We start from the raw sequence: 17,647 nt of genomic DNA on the forward strand, positions 1-17,647 counted from the left end.
GACTTATTTTTTATTTTTCCCGTAATTGAATTTTACTTTTTCAACCACTTGTATTTTGTCATTTCCCTTTGGAAATTGTTTTTTGAAAGGTTTTTTTGCCGCCGGTTTCTTTTTAGAAGGACTTTCGTCTCCTCTTCCTCTTTCTTCGTCTTTTGCTTTTGGTTTGAATTCCGCTCTTTTTGAATCTCCTTCTTTTACAGGAATTTGAGCTTTGTGTTGGGCTAAAACTTCGGTTGGTACTTTTGGGTTTTCTTTAGTGCCACGTAAATGGATGACTAGTCCATTGAGGAAATTACGCAATACTTGATCACCGCATTCTACATAATTGGGATGTTTTTCGTCACGGAAAAAGGCGCCTAATTCTGATTTTGAGATTCTGAAATCTACTAATTCTAAAATTTCAACTATTTGGTCATCACGAAGCATCAAGGCTACACGTAATTTTTTGAAAATATCGTTGTTTGTCATCTTTTTAATTTTTTACAAAGGTACAGTTTAAAAATAGAGAGACGGTATATTCGAGTCTGAATTCAGGCTGCTCTCTCAAAAAAATGAAGATGCATTGCTATAATTATCATTAATTGGCTGCTTTTTTTTAACATTTAAGGCATATAAGTTCCTATAATTTTTGGCGTGTTTTATAGGAATAAAAATAGAAGGGCATATAAGGAACACAGGTGAATCGGTATGGTTTTTAATTTGAAAAGTCTTAAGGTTGGAGTCTTTAAGTATTTCAGACTAAAACTATGAATTTATGTTTACAAGAAGGCAAGATGTTCTCTTTTAGCCCCGGTAGTAGCGGCATCCTTTGCTTTTTTTCTTTAGAAAAGCAAAGATATAGCGGATGACGGGTCCTATGATGGCATAAAAGCCTTTTTTTCTACTCCTAAAACCTATGAAAAGGAATTTAAAACTTGAACTAGTTGGTCAAGGTCTTCTTTTTGATGATTGGCCGAAATGACGATTCGGTTCAAGGTTTTTTGGTCTGAGGGATAATCAAAATGGGTGATTACGATTTTGTTTTGCAACAATATATCGTAGCTCTTGTTCCAATCTAAGTAAATGGAAGGATAGTTTGCGGTGAAATTGATTTTGGGATTGGGTTGTAAATGTTGAGCGAGATAGTTCAAATTGTTCCGTAATTTTTGAAGTTGCTGTTGTACTAAATGCCCAGTTTCTGCAATGGTTTGTACATAGGCAGGATTCATTCCAGCGGCTGCGACGAAGGTGTCGTAATTTTTGATTTCTTGAATAAAATTGGAGTCACTAGCAATTACCCCGCCTGTTAATCCAAACGCCTTGCCAAGTGAGGCGACTAAAATTTTGTGTTTGACGTTTGAATTCGTGATGCTAGAGTAAATTCCTGAGCCGTTTTTGCCAAGGATTCCGATAGAGTGGGATTCGTCTATGACCAAAGTGATTTCTTTGTGAGAGGGAATGCTATCGAGAATTTTTAGGTTTATGGGTTGGGTTTCAAATGATGGTACGGCATCTGTGAGCAGGGTAATTTTTTCTTTTTTTGTGTCTAAAATTCTAGGGTTTAATTGATTGTTTATAAATAGAGGAAGACTGTCTTTTCTTTGAATGGCAGGATGCGAATTTGGGAAATGGTAAAAAACATCTGTACTTGTGCTTAAAAAATCTATAGTTATTTTGCCTGCTAGCATTCCTGATGAAACGGTAACTACAGCATCGGCCTGAATGAATTGCGCAAGGTGAGTTTCGCCAGTGTCGTAGGCGCTCAATTGGACGTTTGCGTTTCTTGAACTTCCGTATGCGGTGCCCCAACGCTGGATATTTTTGAAGATAATTTCTTGAAATTCGGGTAAAGTTGGCAAACCAAGATAAGCCGTTCCACCAAAATAGCGGAAGGTTTCTTGGTTGATTTCGATTATACGATTAGGGAATTTATGGACTTTCATACCAATTATAAAAGTGTCACCCCAGTTCCGTTTCCGTCTGGGTAATCAATTTTGCCGTAAGTAATGGTTACTCCTGTGGCAATATCTTTATCTAATAGTAGCGCTCCGTCCATATCTACATAATCTAGCAGTGGTAATAGATGAGCAATGGCCGAGATACCTACTGTAGATTCGGTCATACAACCTACCATAGTTTTTAGCCCCAGTTTTTTGGCTTCTTCTAGCATACGTTTACCAGGAGTAAGACCGCCACATTTTACCAATTTGACATTTACGCCGTGGAAATGGTTATGGCATTTGGCAACATCGGATTCGATAATACAGCTTTCGTCAGCAATGATGGGTAAAGCGGAGTGTTTGAAAACTTCTTTATGTGCTTCCCAATTATCGGCTTTCATAGGTTGTTCCAAGAATTCGACGCCGAGTTTTTTTAAAGCTACGGAATTAGAAATCGTTTCTTCAACACCCCAACCGCAGTTTGCATCGATTCTGAAGATGGCGTCTGTGTGTTTTCGTAATTCGGTTACAATTTCGATGTCTTCTTGGGTGCCTAATTTGATTTTATAGATGGGCCAAGGGAGTTCTTTCATTTTGACGACCATTTTTTCAATAGAAGCAATGCCGATGGTATAATCTGTTAATGGATTTTTATCGGTAGTAAAATTCCAAAGTTCATATAGTTTTTTGCCTTTTTTGCGAGCATATAAATCATTATAAGCCAAGTCTAAAGCGCAAAGTGCAAACATATCGTCTTTTAAATAAGGATGTACTTTATCCCAAAATTCTTCGGGAGTTTCTGTTGTTGTGTTTTCTATCAATGAACGAATGTTTTCCAAATCCGCGCGCATCATCGGAACGGTGGTGTGGTAATAGGGATTGGAAGTTGCTTCGCCAAAACCAGAATGGCCATCACTTTGGAGTTCTACAATTAGTGAAGGTTGAAAATCGATAGATTCTCTAGAAATGGTGAAGGTGTGTTTTAGTTTGAGGTTGTATTCGCGAAGGATTAGTTGCATAACATAAATTTTTTATTGTTCTAAAAAAGGATTAGTAGCCCAACCAAAGTAAGGCTTTTACAAAACCATCTCGCCATAATTTTTCGTTGTGTTGGCCACCTTTTATGATGGTCTTTGTGTTCAAATGTTTACAGGAACAACGCTTGGTGTTGATGATGTTTTCCATTGTATTCAAGTCTTTGACCATACTGTCATCGTCACCTTCTTTATCTCCACAAAGGAAATAGTATTTTGCTTTTATCTTTTGAGTTTGTTCTGTTAATGCGATAATATCCTTTCTGTTAATCCAAAACGCAGGAGAGAAAACGCCTGCTTTGCCAAAAACTTCTGGATACTTTAGCGTAGCGTAAAAAGCAGTCAATCCACCCAAGGAGCTGCCAATTATTAGTGTGTGCGTTTTGTCGGTTTTGGTACGGTATTTTTTGTCGATGCTTGGTTTTAATGTGTTGACAATAAAATCTAGGTATTGATTTGCTTTTCCGCCGCCATATTTTTCGTGCGAATAGGGTGTGAGCTCTTCTAGTCGTTTTTCGTTACCGTGTTCAATGCCTATAACTATTACTTGTGCACTTAGACTGTCTAATTTTTCATCAATATTCCATTCGCCACTGTAGGCTGTTTTGGCATCAAATAAATTTTGAGCATCGGGCATATAAATCACGGAATATTTCTTCTTGGAAGTGCTATAGTTTTTGGGTAAGTAGAGCCAGATTTTTTTTGTCGTTTGCAACTCTGGAGATACAATACTAAAAGTACTTACTTGAGCAGAAGCAGTGGTTTCCTGTGTCCATCCTTTCGCCAGAAGAAAAAAGAAGCAAAAAAATAGGATTGTTTTTTTAGACATAATTGAATTTTGTGGATACATTTAAAAACAATAATTTAGCTAAAAATAAGAAATTGATGAATAGTTTTGAAGAAAAAAGAAGTTTACTTTTAGAAATGATAAGTTTTTCTGTGATCGATGGGAAATTACATCATCGCGAGTTTGGCTTTATCCGAATAGTAGCAAAACAACTGGGATTTACTAAAGAGCAGTATGCTGATTTGTTTCATCAAGAGTTACCTCATTTGCCCATTAAATCAGAATTTCAGCGTATTCAACAATTTTATAGATTAGCACTACTTATGCATAGTGATGGTGTTTTGCATCATAAAGAGTCGGTGGCTATTTATCAAATAGCCATTGATATGGGGTTAAATCCAGGAGCTACCAAACGAGTTTTGCAAATGATGCAGGAATCTCCTAATGCTATGATTGATGCCAAAGCATTGTTAGGAATGTTTCAAGAACAACACAATTAAGAGAGTTTCTCTTGTAATGCTTTAATTTCATCGCGGAACTTGGCAGCCTGCATAAAATCTAAATCTTTTGCGGCTTTTTCCATCGCTTTTCGTTTTTCACGAATTAATTTTTCCAATTCTGGTTTTGAAAGATAAGCCGTGTCTGGCTCTGCTGCTTTTGCAATAGTATGGCCTAATTCGTATTCCACCAGTGGATTTTTAGTAAAAGCACTGTCTATTTTTTTATCTAAAGCTTGCGGAACTTTATTGTGTTGGGTGTTGTAATTGATTTGTTTGGTACGGCGATAATTGGTTTCATCAATTGTTTTTTGCATACTCGCAGTAATTTTATCGGCATACATAATCGCTTTTCCGTTTAAGTTTCTTGCTGCACGACCAATGGTTTGGGTGAGTGAACGATGGCTTCTAAGAAACCCTTCTTTGTCGGCATCCAAAATAGCAACCAAAGACACTTCAGGCAAATCCAATCCTTCTCTCAATAAATTGACTCCAATCAATACGTCAAATAAGCCTTTTCGTAAATCTTGCATAATTTCGATACGCTCCAATGTATCTACATCTGAGTGAATATAGCGACAACGAATCGAAACTTTAGTTAAGTATTTAGCCAATTCTTCGGCCATTCTTTTGGTTAAAGTAGTAACCAAAACACGCTCATCTAACTCACAACGCACTTGTATTTCTTCGATTAAATCATCAATTTGATTCAAACTTGGACGAATTTCGATAATGGGGTCTAGTAAACCTGTTGGTCGAATGATTTGCTCTACATAAACACCATCGCATTTTTGCAATTCATAATCCGCAGGTGTTGCTGAAACATAAATGACTTGATTTTGCATTGCTTCAAATTCCTCGAATTTCAAAGGTCTGTTGTCCATTGCTGCGGGAAGTCGGAAGCCATATTCTACCAAGTTTTCTTTTCTAGAACGGTCACCACCATACATAGCTTGTACTTGCGACAAAGTCACGTGGCTTTCATCGACTACCAATAAAAAATCATTCGGGAAATAATCCAATAAACAGAAAGGTCTTGAGCCCGCTTCTCTTCCGTCAAGGTAACGAGAATAATTTTCAATTCCAGAACAATAGCCCAATTCTCGAATCATTTCTAAGTCGAAGTTGGTGCGTTCTTCAAGTCGTTTGGCTTCTAAATGTTTGCCTATTTCTTTAAAATAATCCACTTGCTTGACTAAATCTTGCTGGATTTCCCAAATGGCATTTTGTAGCACATCTGGCGAAGTCACGAACATATTGGCGGGATAAATCGTCAATTTTTCAAAGCGTTCAATGACTTGGGAGGTTTTGGTATCAAAGCTTTCTATTTCTTCGATTTCATCACCAAAAAAATGAATTCTGAAGGCATCATCGGCATAACTTGGGTAGACTTCAACCGTATCACCTTTAATTCTGAAATTTCCTGGGGTAAATTCGGCTTCGGTTCTAGAATACAAACTTTGCACTAAACTGTGTAGCAATTTAGTTCTTGAAATCATTTGGTTGACTTCGATGGCAATTACGTTCTTTTGAAATTCCACTGGATTTCCAATACCATAAATGCAAGAAACCGAAGCGACCACTATAATATCTCTTCGTCCAGACAATAAAGAAGAAGTCGTGCTCAAACGCATTTTTTCTAACTCTTCATTGATAGACAAATCTTTTTCTATAAAAACTCCCGTAACAGGCATAAACGCCTCGGGTTGGTAATAATCGTAATACGACACAAAATATTCCACCGCATTGTTTGGGAAAAACTGTTTGAATTCCGAGTACAACTGTGCGGCCAACGTTTTGTTGTGCGCCAATATCAGCGTTGGTTTTTGAACTTCTTGAATGACGTTGGCAACCGTAAATGTTTTTCCAGACCCAGTCACACCCAACAGCGTCTGAAAAGGGTCGCCCGCCACAATTCCTTGCGCTAATTTTTCTATCGCTTGAGGTTGGTCACCCGTAGGTTGGTAATCTGATACAATTTGGAATTTCATTGGTGGGCGAGCTAATAAGATTGTTGTGAAGAAATGATTCACAAAAATACAGCTAATCCTGAATTTATGAGCCTTAACAGTTGTTATTTTTAGTAACCCACACAATAGGCATTTTACCCAGCAAAGTCCCGCTATCCGCTATATCTTGCTGGGCGAACCCCGCCCAGCAAGGATGCCGCTCCTATCGGGGTTAGAGAGTTACAATTGGCTTTTTTAGCAGCATTCAAATCATAAATCATTTTTTTAAAATCAGCAATACATTGATTCTTCTATCAGAATTGCAGCTTTAAATTATTTTGTAAATTACACTCCATCAAACGCTTACTTTCAAAACTATGAATATGTATGATAATCCAGCGACGGTTGCCCATTCTTTTGACGAAAATTATCTTTCTCCTTATTTGATTCAAGCGCAATGGGCCGAATGTATTGCATTAAAAGCAGTGATTTACGAGTTAGCCAACCGTTTACAACGACCCATTAGTATTTTAGATATTGGGGTAGGGAGTGGTCGTGTCATTCAAAACCTCCACGATATTCCCGAAATATGGCAGCATGTGGCGCATTATACTGGTACTGACAATGCTGTTTTATGTTTGGACTTAGCTTCAAAAATGGTGAATACTTTAGGCATAACTGATAAAGTAACCTTGATTCAAATGGATGCCGTTCATTTACAGGAACTAACAGCCACTTTCGATTTGGTTATTTGCACTTGGTTTACGCCGGGTAATTTTTATCCCGATGATTTTGATTTTGAAAACTATCCTAAGTCCTTTCAAAAGTTAGATCTAAGTAAGAATCCTAAGTTTACGGCTATTTTTTCTCAAGCTTATAGTTTATTGGTTCCGCAAGGTGAAATTGTTTTAGGAGCTTGTTACAAAGACAACGAGGCCACTAGATTCAAACAAGAATTCAGTTATAAAAAAATGGGAATGACAGTGATTACTGCTCCTAGAGATAGTTTTACCGCCACCCTAGAACGGTTTTGGTCCCAACGTTTTACTAAAGAAAAATTAATCTCTTACTTGTCTTTTGTACCCGTTGATTGCATTTCATTTCATGATTTGGACACGTATGAATATGCCTTTCAAGTACGGGTTAAAAAGCAATAATCAATACATTTTTGTTCAAAAAAAAATTAGTCACGACCGAGCGGTTAGCGAATAGGCACGACAATAGCTTAAATTGGTACTGAATTTATTGATCTTAAGTAATTTGTGGAATAAAAAACTGTCTTGCCTGCATTAGTGTTTATTCGTGTTGTTTATGGTAAAAATTTTAAAGCGATTACGATTCAAATTTCCATTCCTTTTGTTGTTTTTCGGTCAAAAAGGTCCATGCCAAAATTCTGCTAGTTTTTTGACCTTGCGCCATGTCAATGGTTTTAATAGTGGCGGCATGTACTTTGTTTAATGTTTTGTATAAACTATTCAGATGAGATTGTTTGGACACCAAAGTAGTAAACCAAAGGCATTGCATCGGGTATTTAGCGCTTTCATAAATCATTTGGGTGATAAAGCCTAATTCGCCTCCTGGGCACCATAATTCTGCGTTTTGTCCCCCAAAGTTTAAAACAGGAGTAGTTATTCTTTTGTTTTCTAGATTGTTTACTTTTCGAACAGCGACTTTGGTAGCTTCTTCTTTGGAGTTGTGAAACGGTGGGTTACAAATCGTAAACGCAAATTTGTCCTCAGGTTCCATGATGTTTTTAAAAATAAATCGAGGTTCCGTTTGTAGTTGAAGGCTTACTGCATCGATTAGTTTTGGGTTTTTTTCGATGATTTGTTTGCAATTTTGTATGGCTTTTTCATCAATGTCTGTACCAACAAAGCTCCAACCATAAACGGCATTTCCTAAAATAGGATAAATACAATTGGCGCCCATTCCAATATCAAGTCCCTGAACGTTTTCGCCTCTTGGCACGATTCCATTATTGCTTTCAGCTAATAAATCGGCTAAATAATGCACATAATCTACACGTCCTGGAATTGGAGGACACAGGAAATCATTGGGAATGTCCCAATACTTCAAGTCGTAATACGCAATTAAAAGGGATTTATTCAAGGCTTTTACAGCTTCGGGACTACTAAAATCAAGAGTCTGAATTTGATGTTCGTTATTGCCTACAAAAGAATTGAGTTCAGGTAATACTTCAATTAAATAGTCAAAATCGTAGCCAAAACGGTGTTGATTTCTGGGATGTAAATTTTGTTTTTCGGACGGGTTTTTCGGTTTCATTTTCTGAGTTTCGAGGTAAAGATACGGATTCCTTTTTTTAAATTAATCCATGCATTCCATCAATAATAAATCGCCCTCGGCATGTTCAATGGTTACTAGGCCATCTGCAGCTACCGCATTGCTGCTTCCGGTTCTATAGCCTATGGTAAGGGTGTCGTTGGTCAAGGGATACACTAGGTTTTGGGAGTGAATTCCGGTTACTACCCCAATTGGGATTAGTGAAATCGGAGTGCGCGCCGTGTACCATTTTTGGAATTTATTGGGCAATAAAAAAATCTTTGAATGGTCGTCCAAAATCACAATTTTAATTAAATCTCGGTACCGTACAATATTGGTGAGATTGGTTATGGTGTGATCGGCACGTTTGCCAGTGGCCCAAACAATATTTACCGCAGGAATGTTTCTTTCGATGAGGTAGTCCAGTGCTTTTTCTAGATCGGTTTTGTTTTGATCGGGAGTGTGCACTATTTCTAGCGGGTACTGAGTGGTTTTGTATATTTCAGGATCAAAATCACGATCAAAATCTCCCAATAAAACATCAATTTTTACATCCAATTCCATCACTCTTACAATGGCCGAGTCGAGTACTACAACTAAAGGGGACCATTCTAATAATTGTCCTAATAATTCGGGCTGGCACGCCGCACCATTAGCAATAATTAGAGCTGGTTCTTGATCGTCGCGAACGATATGGTGTGAGGACATGTTTAGTATTTGATTTTAAATTGTAAGGAGCAAATGTACAAAAGTTATCCGTTTGAATTAATGATCAAAAAATCTGTGGTGGTAAGTGATTTGACCCAAATGATATGATAAATGAGAACTTAGATGCACTAAAAAAAAGGCATAGGTCGTTTTTGTGTCTAAAACCAAAAGCGGATAAATCTTTGTCATGTCTGCCTCTGTTAACTTGTCCAACGATTCATTAACAACAGTAATAGTGTCTTCTATTTTTTCAATCAACACATCTTTTGGAATATTTTTGGCTGAAAATTCGAGTTCCCTGTTGCGTACGAAGTTTGTTTTGCCAATTTCAGCTCCAATGTAGGTATTCAAATTACCTACGATATGCAAACAAAGATTTCCAGCCGAGTTGTTGATGTACTGATTGGAGCACCATACTGCATTTTCGTCTTGATAGGACGCTATTTCGTTTTTTAACTTTGTTAAGTCTCTAGTAAATAGTGTTTTTAGCGTTGGGATAAGCATACTGAGTTTGAAAAAGGAAGTTATTGAACCGTATAATATCTCGTATCAATTTCACTTAATGAAAAATACCCTAAAGGATAATTGGCTTTATCAGTAGTGTTAATGATGTTTCCTCGAACGGTAGCTGGGGGAGATTGAAAAGGTCCACCTCCACTATTACCAGATATATTGACTAGAATGCTCATGTAGCTATGGTAGGATTTCGATATGCCATAGTGGGTAATATTAACGATATCTCCTTTTTTAAGATCGTCAATTTGAGCAATACTAAAAAATTCATTGCCATCAAAGAATTCATCTCGATCCACATAAAGACTTGATTTTTTTTGAGACGAGGATGAAAATTTATACAAATAGTAATTGGGCGTATTGGCGGGGTCATTGTAATATGATTTTACCTCGATCTCATCTCCAGAAAAACCGCTGTCATTTTTTTGTTCAATTCTAGTAATCGCTGGCACGGGTTTAAGAGTTTCGGTCGCTGTGTAGGATTGTCCTTTGCTTAGTACCGACAGGGTGTAGGTTTCGTTTATTGCTGGGATGAAATTGGTGCAAATATATTCTCCAGTGTTTTCTTTTTCAATAAAGTTGAATACTGTATTGGAACTGTTGGTCACTTTTATGGTTGCGCCGCTTACTACAGGAATTACATTGCTGAAATAATCTGTGGTCGTAGTTAGTTTAATTACTTGGGTATTGCCAGGTGTTCCTTTTTGCCAATTGATTGACGCTTGAATCACGAGCTTTGGTGGAGCAGTTTTTAGGTTAACATCAATAACATCCTCACAACTTATGGATAAGATAGAGACTATAAATAGGAATAAAAAAGTGAATTTTTGCATGATGCTTAAAATTTAAAATTATAACTAACCGCAGGAACCATTCCGAAAATTGACGTTCGTACAGCTTCATTTAGGCCAGTGTCAATGTTTTGTCTAAAATTGATCGAGGCGGCGTTTCTTCGATTGTACAAGTTGTAAATACTAAAAACCCATTCGGTTTTGTAATTGCGATTGTTGTTTTTTCTTGGGGTCAAAGTCGCGGCAATGTCTAAATGATGATAAGCAGGTAAACGATTCGCATTTCGCAATCCGTAGCTTGGCACAATAATGTCTTCGTACTCATACTGCCCTTCAGGATAGGTAACAGGTTGTCCACTTTGTAAAGAAAAATTAGCACCAAACGTCCATTTATCATTTAAGGCGTACGAACTAGTGATGGCTAAATTATGTAATTTGTCGTACACCGAATTATACCATTGGCCATTATTGATCCCGGTTTCAAGTGCATTTCTACCAGGCGTTTGTTGCTCGGATTTGGATAAGGTATACGAAATCCAACCGTTTAGTTTTCCTTCGTTTTTCTTTAAAAGAATTTCAAGACCGTAAGCGCGCATTTGACCATTTAACACCACTTGTTCCAATGCTTTGTTGGCAATCAATTCTGCTCCGTCAATGTAATCGATACGGTTTTTTATTTTTTTGAAATAGGTTTCCACTTCTAACGAATACATGCCTTCTTTAAAGTTTTTGAAATAACCCAAAGCCACCTGATCCGCCAATTGTGGCTTGATAAAATTGTCACTCGGCGTCCAAACATCTAATGGAGTAGGTGAGGAAGTATTCGAAACCAATTGTAAATATTGTACCATGCGATTATAGCTGGCTTTGATCGATTGGTTTTCGTTCAATTGATAGGAGGCTGAAAAGCGGGGTTCAAAATTGTCAAAACTTTGAATCACATCGTTTCGTCCGTAAAATTTAGTGTCAATTGGCGTTCCTTTTTCATACAATTGAAGATCGTTGTTGAATACCACTGGATTATTGTTTGCATAAATATTGACAGTGGATTGCCCTAAACGATAAAACAAACTATAGCGTAAACCATAGGATAGACTGAAGTTTTTGGTCACATCATGATCAGCACTGATGTAGATAGCGGGTTCCAAAGCATATTTTTTGTCCAATTGATCTCTATTAATCCCTGACTCCTCGCTTGAAGGAATAATGGTACCGGGATTGAAGTCATAATAAATAGCATTCAAACCATAATTGAGTTTGAAAGAGTCTGAAACGTAATTTTTAAAATCGTATTTTATGTTGTAATTCTTAATGCCTGAGTCCCATTTGAATCCTACAAAATCCAATTGTAAACCATAATAATAATCGCTATAAATCAAGGAAAGATTGGAGAATAGTTTGTCTGAATACAAATGATTCCATCGTAAGTTCAACGTTGAATTCCCATAAGTATTGGTAAGTTGTTGACTTAAACTGAAAACATCTCTTCCAAAATATCCTGAAAAATAAAGGTTGTCATTTTCGGTAAGTTTATAGCTTAATTTAGCATTTAAGTCATAAAAATAGGCTGAATTGTCTTTTTGCTCTGGTGATAATTTCAAAAATAAATGAGCGTAGGATCCACGTCCTCCAATTAAAAACGATCCTTTGTCTTTTACCAACGGCCCCTCGGCTAATAAACGACTAGTAATAAGACCGATGCCTCCGTTCATATGAAATTTTTTGCTACTTCCATCCTTTTGATAAATATCCAAAACCGAAGAAGCTCTTCCTCCAAAACGGGAGGGAATACCTCCTTTGTATAGTTTTAAATCTTTAATAGCATCGGGATTGAATACCGAGAAAAATCCAAAAACATGTGAGGAATTGAAGATAGTGGCTTCATCTAATAAAATTAAATTCTGATCGGCTCCACCTCCTCGAACGTTGAAACCTGACGCGCCTTCACCAGCATTGGTTACGCCCGGAAGTAATAAAATTGATTTTAAAACATCGGCTTCGCCCAATACTACCGGCATTTTTTTAATAGTAGCCATCGAGAGTTTGTTGACGCTCATCTCAGGTTTTTTGATGTCGGTTTTGGTACGGTTGTCGGTGATGATCACTTCATTCAATTGATTGTTTTGATTGGAAAGCTGCCAATTGGAACGAGTATTTTGAGAAAAATCGATCGTTTCATTTACAGTTTGATATCCTAAGTACGAAATTTGAACTTGGTGTTTTCCTTTTGGAATCGTAATGGAATAAAAGCCATATTCGTTGGTAGTTACGCCTGTTTTTAATTCAGGGAAAACTATATTGACACCAATTAATGTCTCATTACTGTTTTGGTCAGTAATGGTTCCGCTTAGCGTGAATCTTTCTTTAGGTAAAGGAATGTTGCTTTTTTCTTGTGCCAAAAAATTTTGGTAAAACAACATACATAGTATAACATAAACGGTTATGTAGTAATTTTTCATAGGTTAATTTTAGAACTACAAAGTAGACGATTTTTTAAGTTATTTGTTACTGTACAAATGTTAATGATTGGTTAACAAAAAAAAAGAGAATTGTTTCCTGTCGGCTTCTTTACTAGTATATTGGTCTTATGTTAGGGTTAAATTGAAGTAGTTTAGTTATGCAAAATAAACACTTTGTCTTTATATTATAAGTACAGAATTAGGAAAAGGTTAACAAATAGTGTGCAGATTAATATTTCATGTTGTTTGTTTTACAAGTATGTTTTTAAGTTTTGAAAGGATAGGTAGAAAATGATTTGGGATCTTTTGGATAGAAAATCTTAATGTCAGAAGAAGTTATTTACCTTTGAAATAGCATATAAATTTTTAGCTTATGACAACACTTCTTCAAAAAAACATCGCAGCGCATATTTCACTTTCAGATACGGAAATGGAAGCTTTCTGCAATTTATTTGAACACAAAACGATCAAGAAAAAAAGTTTTTTGTTGCGAGAAGGAGAAATTTGCAAGTTTGAAGGTTTTGTAACAAAAGGCCTTTTTAGGGTTTATCACATTGATAAAAATGGTTTTGAGCAAATACTCTATTTTGCTATAGAAGATTGGTGGATTACAGATATTGATAGTTTTACTAATGAAATACCTTCTCAACTTTTTATAGAAGCACTTGAGGATAGTGAGGTACTTTTAATTTCAAAAAAAAACAAGGATTTTGCCTATGAAAATTTGCCGAAAATAGAAAAGCTATATAGGATAATGACTCAAAAAACGCATGTTGCACTCCAACGCAGAATGATTGATAGTATGAGTAAAACAGCAGGGTCTCGTTATGTAGATTTCGTTAAGAAATATCCACAACTTTTGCAACGCCTGTCTAATGTTCAAGTGGCTGCCTATTTGGGTATTACCAATGTTTTTTTGAGTAATATTAGAAAGAAAATTAGTTCGAAATAATAAAGATTCTTTTTTCATTTATTAAACTAGTTTAATGTTTTGATAGTGCTTTCTATTTCATCTTTGCGGTATTAATTTAAATAATGCAAATAATGAAATCACAGATTATTTCAACAGTTTTTTTAACCATTTTAACTTTATTAACTATGGAATCACAAGCACAAACTTTCAAAACAATTGAAAACAAAGATTTAAAACTTGAAGTTTACAACTCATCCGAAAACAGTTTTGGTGTAGCATCTGTAATTGTATCTGGAAAAAAAGATGCGGTTTTAATTGACACCCAATTTACATTGGCGGATGCCGAAAAAGTAGCACAAGAAATAAAAAAATCTGGCAAAAAATTAACCACCATTTTTGTTTCTCACGGCGATCCAGATTTTTACTTTGGTCTAGAAGTATTCAAAAAATATTTCCCAGAAGTTACAGCCTATGCAACACCTGCAACCATTGAACATATTAAAGCAACAGCTCAAAAAAAAATAGACGTTTGGGGCGAAAGAGTGGGTAAAAACATTACTTCAAATGTTATTTTACCTCAGGTTTTAAAAGGAATCAGCATTGAATTAGAAGGTCATCAATTAGAAATTATTGGCTTGCAAGAATTTCCTTCTAAAACTTTTGTTTGGATTCCTTCTATCAAAGCAATTGTTGGCGGAATAAATGTTTTTGGAACCACTTTTCATCTTTGGATGGCAGATGCACAAACTACAGAAGCTCGCAAAAACTGGATTTCAGTTTTAGATAAAATTACAGCTTTGAATCCTGAAATTGTAATTCCTGCTCACGCCAATTCAAATTCTCCATTTGATGTAACTGCCGTAAGTTTCACGAAAACGTACATACAATTCTATGAAGAAGCTTTAAAAACCAATACAACATCCGAAGCTTTAATTACAGCTTTGAAAACAAAATATCCAACACTAACTTTTGATACTGCCTTGATGATAGGAGCAAAAGTAAATACAGGAGAAATGAAATGGTAAAATCAATTCTATGCAGCTTGGCTTTGCTTTTGGCATTGTCAAGCTGTTCTTTAAATAAAAAAGCAATGACAAATCTTGATATTATAAAAAGCACCTACGAAGGCAAAACTTCGGAAGAAAACGGTAAAAATTTGGCTAAATATGTAGCCGATAATATCAGTTGGACCGAAGCCAAAGGTTTTCCGTATGCAGGAACTTATATTGGTTTAGAAAATGTAATCAAAAACGTTTTTAGCCGATTAGGAAGCGAGTGGATTGATTATAAATTTACTCCAGATGATTATGTTGCTAGCGATGATATAGTAGTAGCTTACGGAACTTACACAGGAACCTATAAAATTACAGGCAAATCATTCACCGCAAGAGTGGCTCATGTTTGGAAATTAAACGATAGTAAAATCATCAGTTTTGAGCAGTTTGTAGATAGCCAGCCAGTGAATGATACTATGAAATAATTAGTATAAAAATTTTCGAACTCAACATCTTTCAAAAAAAAGACAACCGTTTCCAGTTGTCTTTCATAATCAATGTGTTTTAATTTGTTAAGCTAGTTTTGCCAAAATCGTATTGAAAGTGGTACTTGGTCGCATGGCTTTACTCGTTAATTCTGGATTCGGTTGGTAGTAACCACCGATAGTTTGCGGTTTTCCTTGAGCACCAATTAGTTCACTGTTGATTTGTGCTTCGTTAGCAATAAATTCAGTCGCAATAGGCGAGAAAATTGCTTTTAAATCAGCATCTTTATCTTGAGCGGCTAAAGCTTCTGCCCAGTACATCGCCAAGTAGAAATGGGAACCTCTATTGTCAATTCCGCCTACTTTTCTTGAAGGAGATTTGTCATTTGCTAAGAATTTTTCTGTAGCTACATCCAAGGCTTCTGCTAAAACAATCGCTTTTGCATTGTTTAAAGTTTGTCCTAAATGTTCTAATGAAGCGCCCAAAGCCAAAAATTCACCAAGGGAATCCCAACGTAAGTAGCCTTCTTCGATAAATTGCTCTACGTGTTTTGGAGCAGAACCTCCAGCGCCAGTTTCAAATAAACCACCACCATTCATTAAGGGAACGATAGAAAGCATTTTGGCAGAAGTTCCAACTTCTAAGATTGGGAATAAATCGGTTAAGTAATCACGCAATACGTTTCCAGTTACTGAAATGGTATCTAATCCTTTGATGATGCGCTCTAAGGTGAAATTAGTCGCTTCGATAGGGCTTAAAATACGAATGTCTAATCCTGTTGTATCGTAATCTTTTAAATATTTTTCAACTTTTATAATCAATTGGCTGTCATGCGCTCTGTTGTTATCCAACCAGAAAACCGCTGGGGTAGCTGATAGACGTGCTCTGTTTACTGCTAGTTTTACCCAGTCTTGAATTGGAGCGTCTTTGGCTTGACACATTCTGAAAATATCATTTTTAGCTACTTTTTGTTCCATCAATACAGTGCCTTCAGTGTTTACGACACGAACCACTCCTTCTCCTTGAATTTGGAAGGTTTTATCGTGTGAACCATATTCTTCTGCTTTTTGAGCCATTAATCCCACATTAGGTACACTTCCCATTGTAGTCGGTACAAAAGCACCGTGTTTTTTACAAAAATCAATGGTTGCAGTATAAACACCAGCATAACAACGGTCTGGAATGATAGCTACAGTATCTTGTGACTTTCCTTCTTTATTCCACATTTGACCAGAAGTACGAATCATTGCAGGCATAGAAGCGTCTACAATTACATCTGATGGTACGTGAAGGTTAGTGATTCCTTTATCAGAATTCACCATGGCCAAAGCAGGTCCATTAGCAATAGCAGCATCAATAGCTGCTTCTACTTCTGCTTGTTGAGGATGTCCGGCTATTTTAGCGTAAACATCTCCTAAGCCGTTGCGAGTATCAATATTTAATTCATTGAATAACGTTGCATATTTTTCAAAAACAGCGGCAAAATAGACTTCAACGATAGCTCCAAAAATGATAGGGTCAGACACCTTCATCATAGTAGCTTTTAGGTGAACAGATAATAAGATATTTTGTGCTTTTGCTTCTTCAATCGTTTTGGCTACAAAGCTTTTTAAGGCTGCGATATTCATTACAGAACTGTCGATGATTTCGCCTGCTTTCAACGGTGTACTTGCTTTAAGAACTGTTGTGGTTCCGTCTGCACCTACGAATTCAATTTTCACATCAGTACCTTCGCTAACGGTAACAGATTGCTCGCTTCCGTAAAAGTCACCTTGTTCCATTGAAGCCACGTGTGTTTTAGACTCAGAAGACCAAACTCCCATAGCATGTGGATTGGCTTTGGCGTAATTCTTAACAGCTTTTGGTGCTCTACGATCAGAGTTCCCTTCACGCAAAACAGGATTCACAGCAGAACCTAATACTTTTGCGTATTTTGCTTTATTGTTTTTCTCTTCTTCAGTTTGTGGGTCTTCTGGAAAATCAGGTACGGCATAACCGTGTGCTTGTAATTCTGCAATAGCTGTTTTTAATTGAGGGACTGAGGCAGAAACGTTGGGAAGTTTGATGATATTCGCTTCGGGAGTGGTGGCCAATTTGCCTAATTCTAACAAGGCATCACTTGTCTTTTGATCTTCTTTTAAAAATTCAGGAAAATTAGCTAAAATTCTTCCCGCTAATGAGATATCTCTTGTTTCAATTTCTATATCTGATGTGGCTGTAAAAGCTTGAACAATTGGTAAAAATGAATATGTAGCCAATAATGGGGCTTCATCGGTAAGCGTGTAAAAAATTTTTGATTTTTGTGTCATTTTATTG

The 17,647-nt window shown here is 36.5% G+C and carries 16 protein-coding genes; 5 read left to right on the top strand and 11 right to left on the bottom strand.

Going from position 1 to position 17,647, the window contains the following annotated elements; all coding sequences use genetic code 11:
• Positions 1–3 precede the first annotated feature (3 nt).
• From BXU11_RS05765 to BXU11_RS05780, 4 genes are all read right to left on the bottom strand, one after another.
• Positions 4–468: a DUF1456 family protein gene (locus tag BXU11_RS05765; RefSeq protein WP_078211311.1), complete on the bottom strand. Its 465-nt coding sequence runs from the start codon at positions 466–468 to the stop codon at positions 4–6.
• 425 nt (positions 469–893) lie between these two features.
• On the bottom strand, positions 894–1,922 hold the full coding sequence (locus BXU11_RS05770) for an aminotransferase class I/II-fold pyridoxal phosphate-dependent enzyme (RefSeq protein WP_078211312.1): 1,029 nt from the start codon (positions 1,920–1,922) through the stop codon (positions 894–896).
• Positions 1,923–1,927: 5 nt separating this feature from the next.
• The gene (locus BXU11_RS05775; protein WP_078211313.1) at positions 1,928–2,938 is read right to left on the bottom strand and encodes a dipeptide epimerase; all 1,011 of its coding nucleotides are present in this window, start codon (positions 2,936–2,938) and stop codon (positions 1,928–1,930) included.
• A gap of 31 nt (positions 2,939–2,969) precedes the next feature.
• Entirely contained in the window at positions 2,970–3,782 is an 813-nt protein-coding gene (locus tag BXU11_RS05780; RefSeq protein ID WP_078211314.1) for an alpha/beta hydrolase, read from the bottom strand.
• Positions 3,783–3,793: 11 nt separating this feature from the next.
• Between BXU11_RS05780 and BXU11_RS05785 the strand changes: the two genes are divergently transcribed.
• A complete protein-coding gene (locus BXU11_RS05785; RefSeq protein WP_369803198.1) occupies positions 3,794–4,240 on the top strand; it encodes an excinuclease ABC subunit B in 447 nt (148 codons plus the stop codon).
• On the opposite strand, the gene uvrB is transcribed toward BXU11_RS05785, so the two are convergent.
• Positions 4,237–6,228: an excinuclease ABC subunit UvrB gene (gene uvrB / locus BXU11_RS05790; RefSeq protein ID WP_078211315.1), complete on the bottom strand. Its 1,992-nt coding sequence runs from the start codon at positions 6,226–6,228 to the stop codon at positions 4,237–4,239. The genes BXU11_RS05785 and uvrB overlap by 4 nt on opposite strands.
• A gap of 335 nt (positions 6,229–6,563) precedes the next feature.
• Between uvrB and BXU11_RS05795 the strand changes: the two genes are divergently transcribed.
• Entirely contained in the window at positions 6,564–7,343 is a 780-nt protein-coding gene (locus BXU11_RS05795; protein ID WP_078211316.1) for a class I SAM-dependent methyltransferase, read from the top strand.
• Between the two features lie 175 nt (positions 7,344–7,518).
• Here BXU11_RS05795 and rlmF read toward each other — a convergent pair whose 3' ends face one another.
• From rlmF to BXU11_RS05820, 5 genes are read right to left on the bottom strand one after another with little or no spacing between them, the layout of a single operon-like run.
• A complete protein-coding gene (gene rlmF, locus BXU11_RS05800) occupies positions 7,519–8,469 on the bottom strand; it encodes a 23S rRNA (adenine(1618)-N(6))-methyltransferase RlmF (RefSeq protein WP_078211317.1) in 951 nt (316 codons plus the stop codon).
• Positions 8,470–8,511: 42 nt separating this feature from the next.
• Complete coding sequence (locus tag BXU11_RS05805) at positions 8,512–9,174, bottom strand: thiamine diphosphokinase (protein WP_024982644.1); 663 nt, start codon at positions 9,172–9,174, stop codon at positions 8,512–8,514.
• A gap of 57 nt (positions 9,175–9,231) precedes the next feature.
• Positions 9,232–9,678, bottom strand: coding sequence for a DUF1572 family protein (locus BXU11_RS05810; protein ID WP_078211318.1), 447 nt, complete (start codon positions 9,676–9,678; stop codon positions 9,232–9,234).
• A gap of 20 nt (positions 9,679–9,698) precedes the next feature.
• Positions 9,699–10,520, bottom strand: coding sequence for a DUF4249 domain-containing protein (locus tag BXU11_RS05815; protein WP_078211319.1), 822 nt, complete (start codon positions 10,518–10,520; stop codon positions 9,699–9,701).
• Between the two features lie 5 nt (positions 10,521–10,525).
• Entirely contained in the window at positions 10,526–12,898 is a 2,373-nt protein-coding gene (locus BXU11_RS05820; protein WP_051536744.1) for a TonB-dependent receptor, read from the bottom strand.
• Between the two features lie 412 nt (positions 12,899–13,310).
• On the opposite strand from BXU11_RS05820, the gene BXU11_RS05825 reads away from it, so the two are divergent.
• The 3 genes from BXU11_RS05825 to BXU11_RS05835 all read left to right on the top strand — a co-directional run bounded on the left by BXU11_RS05825 (position 13,311) and on the right by BXU11_RS05835 (position 15,330).
• Positions 13,311–13,889, top strand: a complete 579-nt coding sequence (locus BXU11_RS05825; protein WP_024982648.1) for a Crp/Fnr family transcriptional regulator — start codon at positions 13,311–13,313, stop codon at positions 13,887–13,889.
• 92 nt (positions 13,890–13,981) lie between these two features.
• Complete coding sequence (locus BXU11_RS05830) at positions 13,982–14,875, top strand: MBL fold metallo-hydrolase (RefSeq protein WP_078211320.1); 894 nt, start codon at positions 13,982–13,984, stop codon at positions 14,873–14,875.
• A gap of 65 nt (positions 14,876–14,940) precedes the next feature.
• Positions 14,941–15,330 (top strand): nuclear transport factor 2 family protein, encoded by a 390-nt coding sequence (locus BXU11_RS05835; protein ID WP_078212103.1) that lies wholly within the window; start codon positions 14,941–14,943, stop codon positions 15,328–15,330.
• Between the two features lie 87 nt (positions 15,331–15,417).
• Here BXU11_RS05835 and BXU11_RS05840 read toward each other — a convergent pair whose 3' ends face one another.
• A complete protein-coding gene (locus BXU11_RS05840) occupies positions 15,418–17,640 on the bottom strand; it encodes an NADP-dependent isocitrate dehydrogenase (protein ID WP_078212105.1) in 2,223 nt (740 codons plus the stop codon).
• Positions 17,641–17,647 lie beyond the last annotated feature (7 nt).

The organism is Flavobacterium sp. LM5 (genome assembly GCF_002017945.1).
Taxonomy (GTDB): domain Bacteria; phylum Bacteroidota; class Bacteroidia; order Flavobacteriales; family Flavobacteriaceae; genus Flavobacterium; species Flavobacterium succinicans.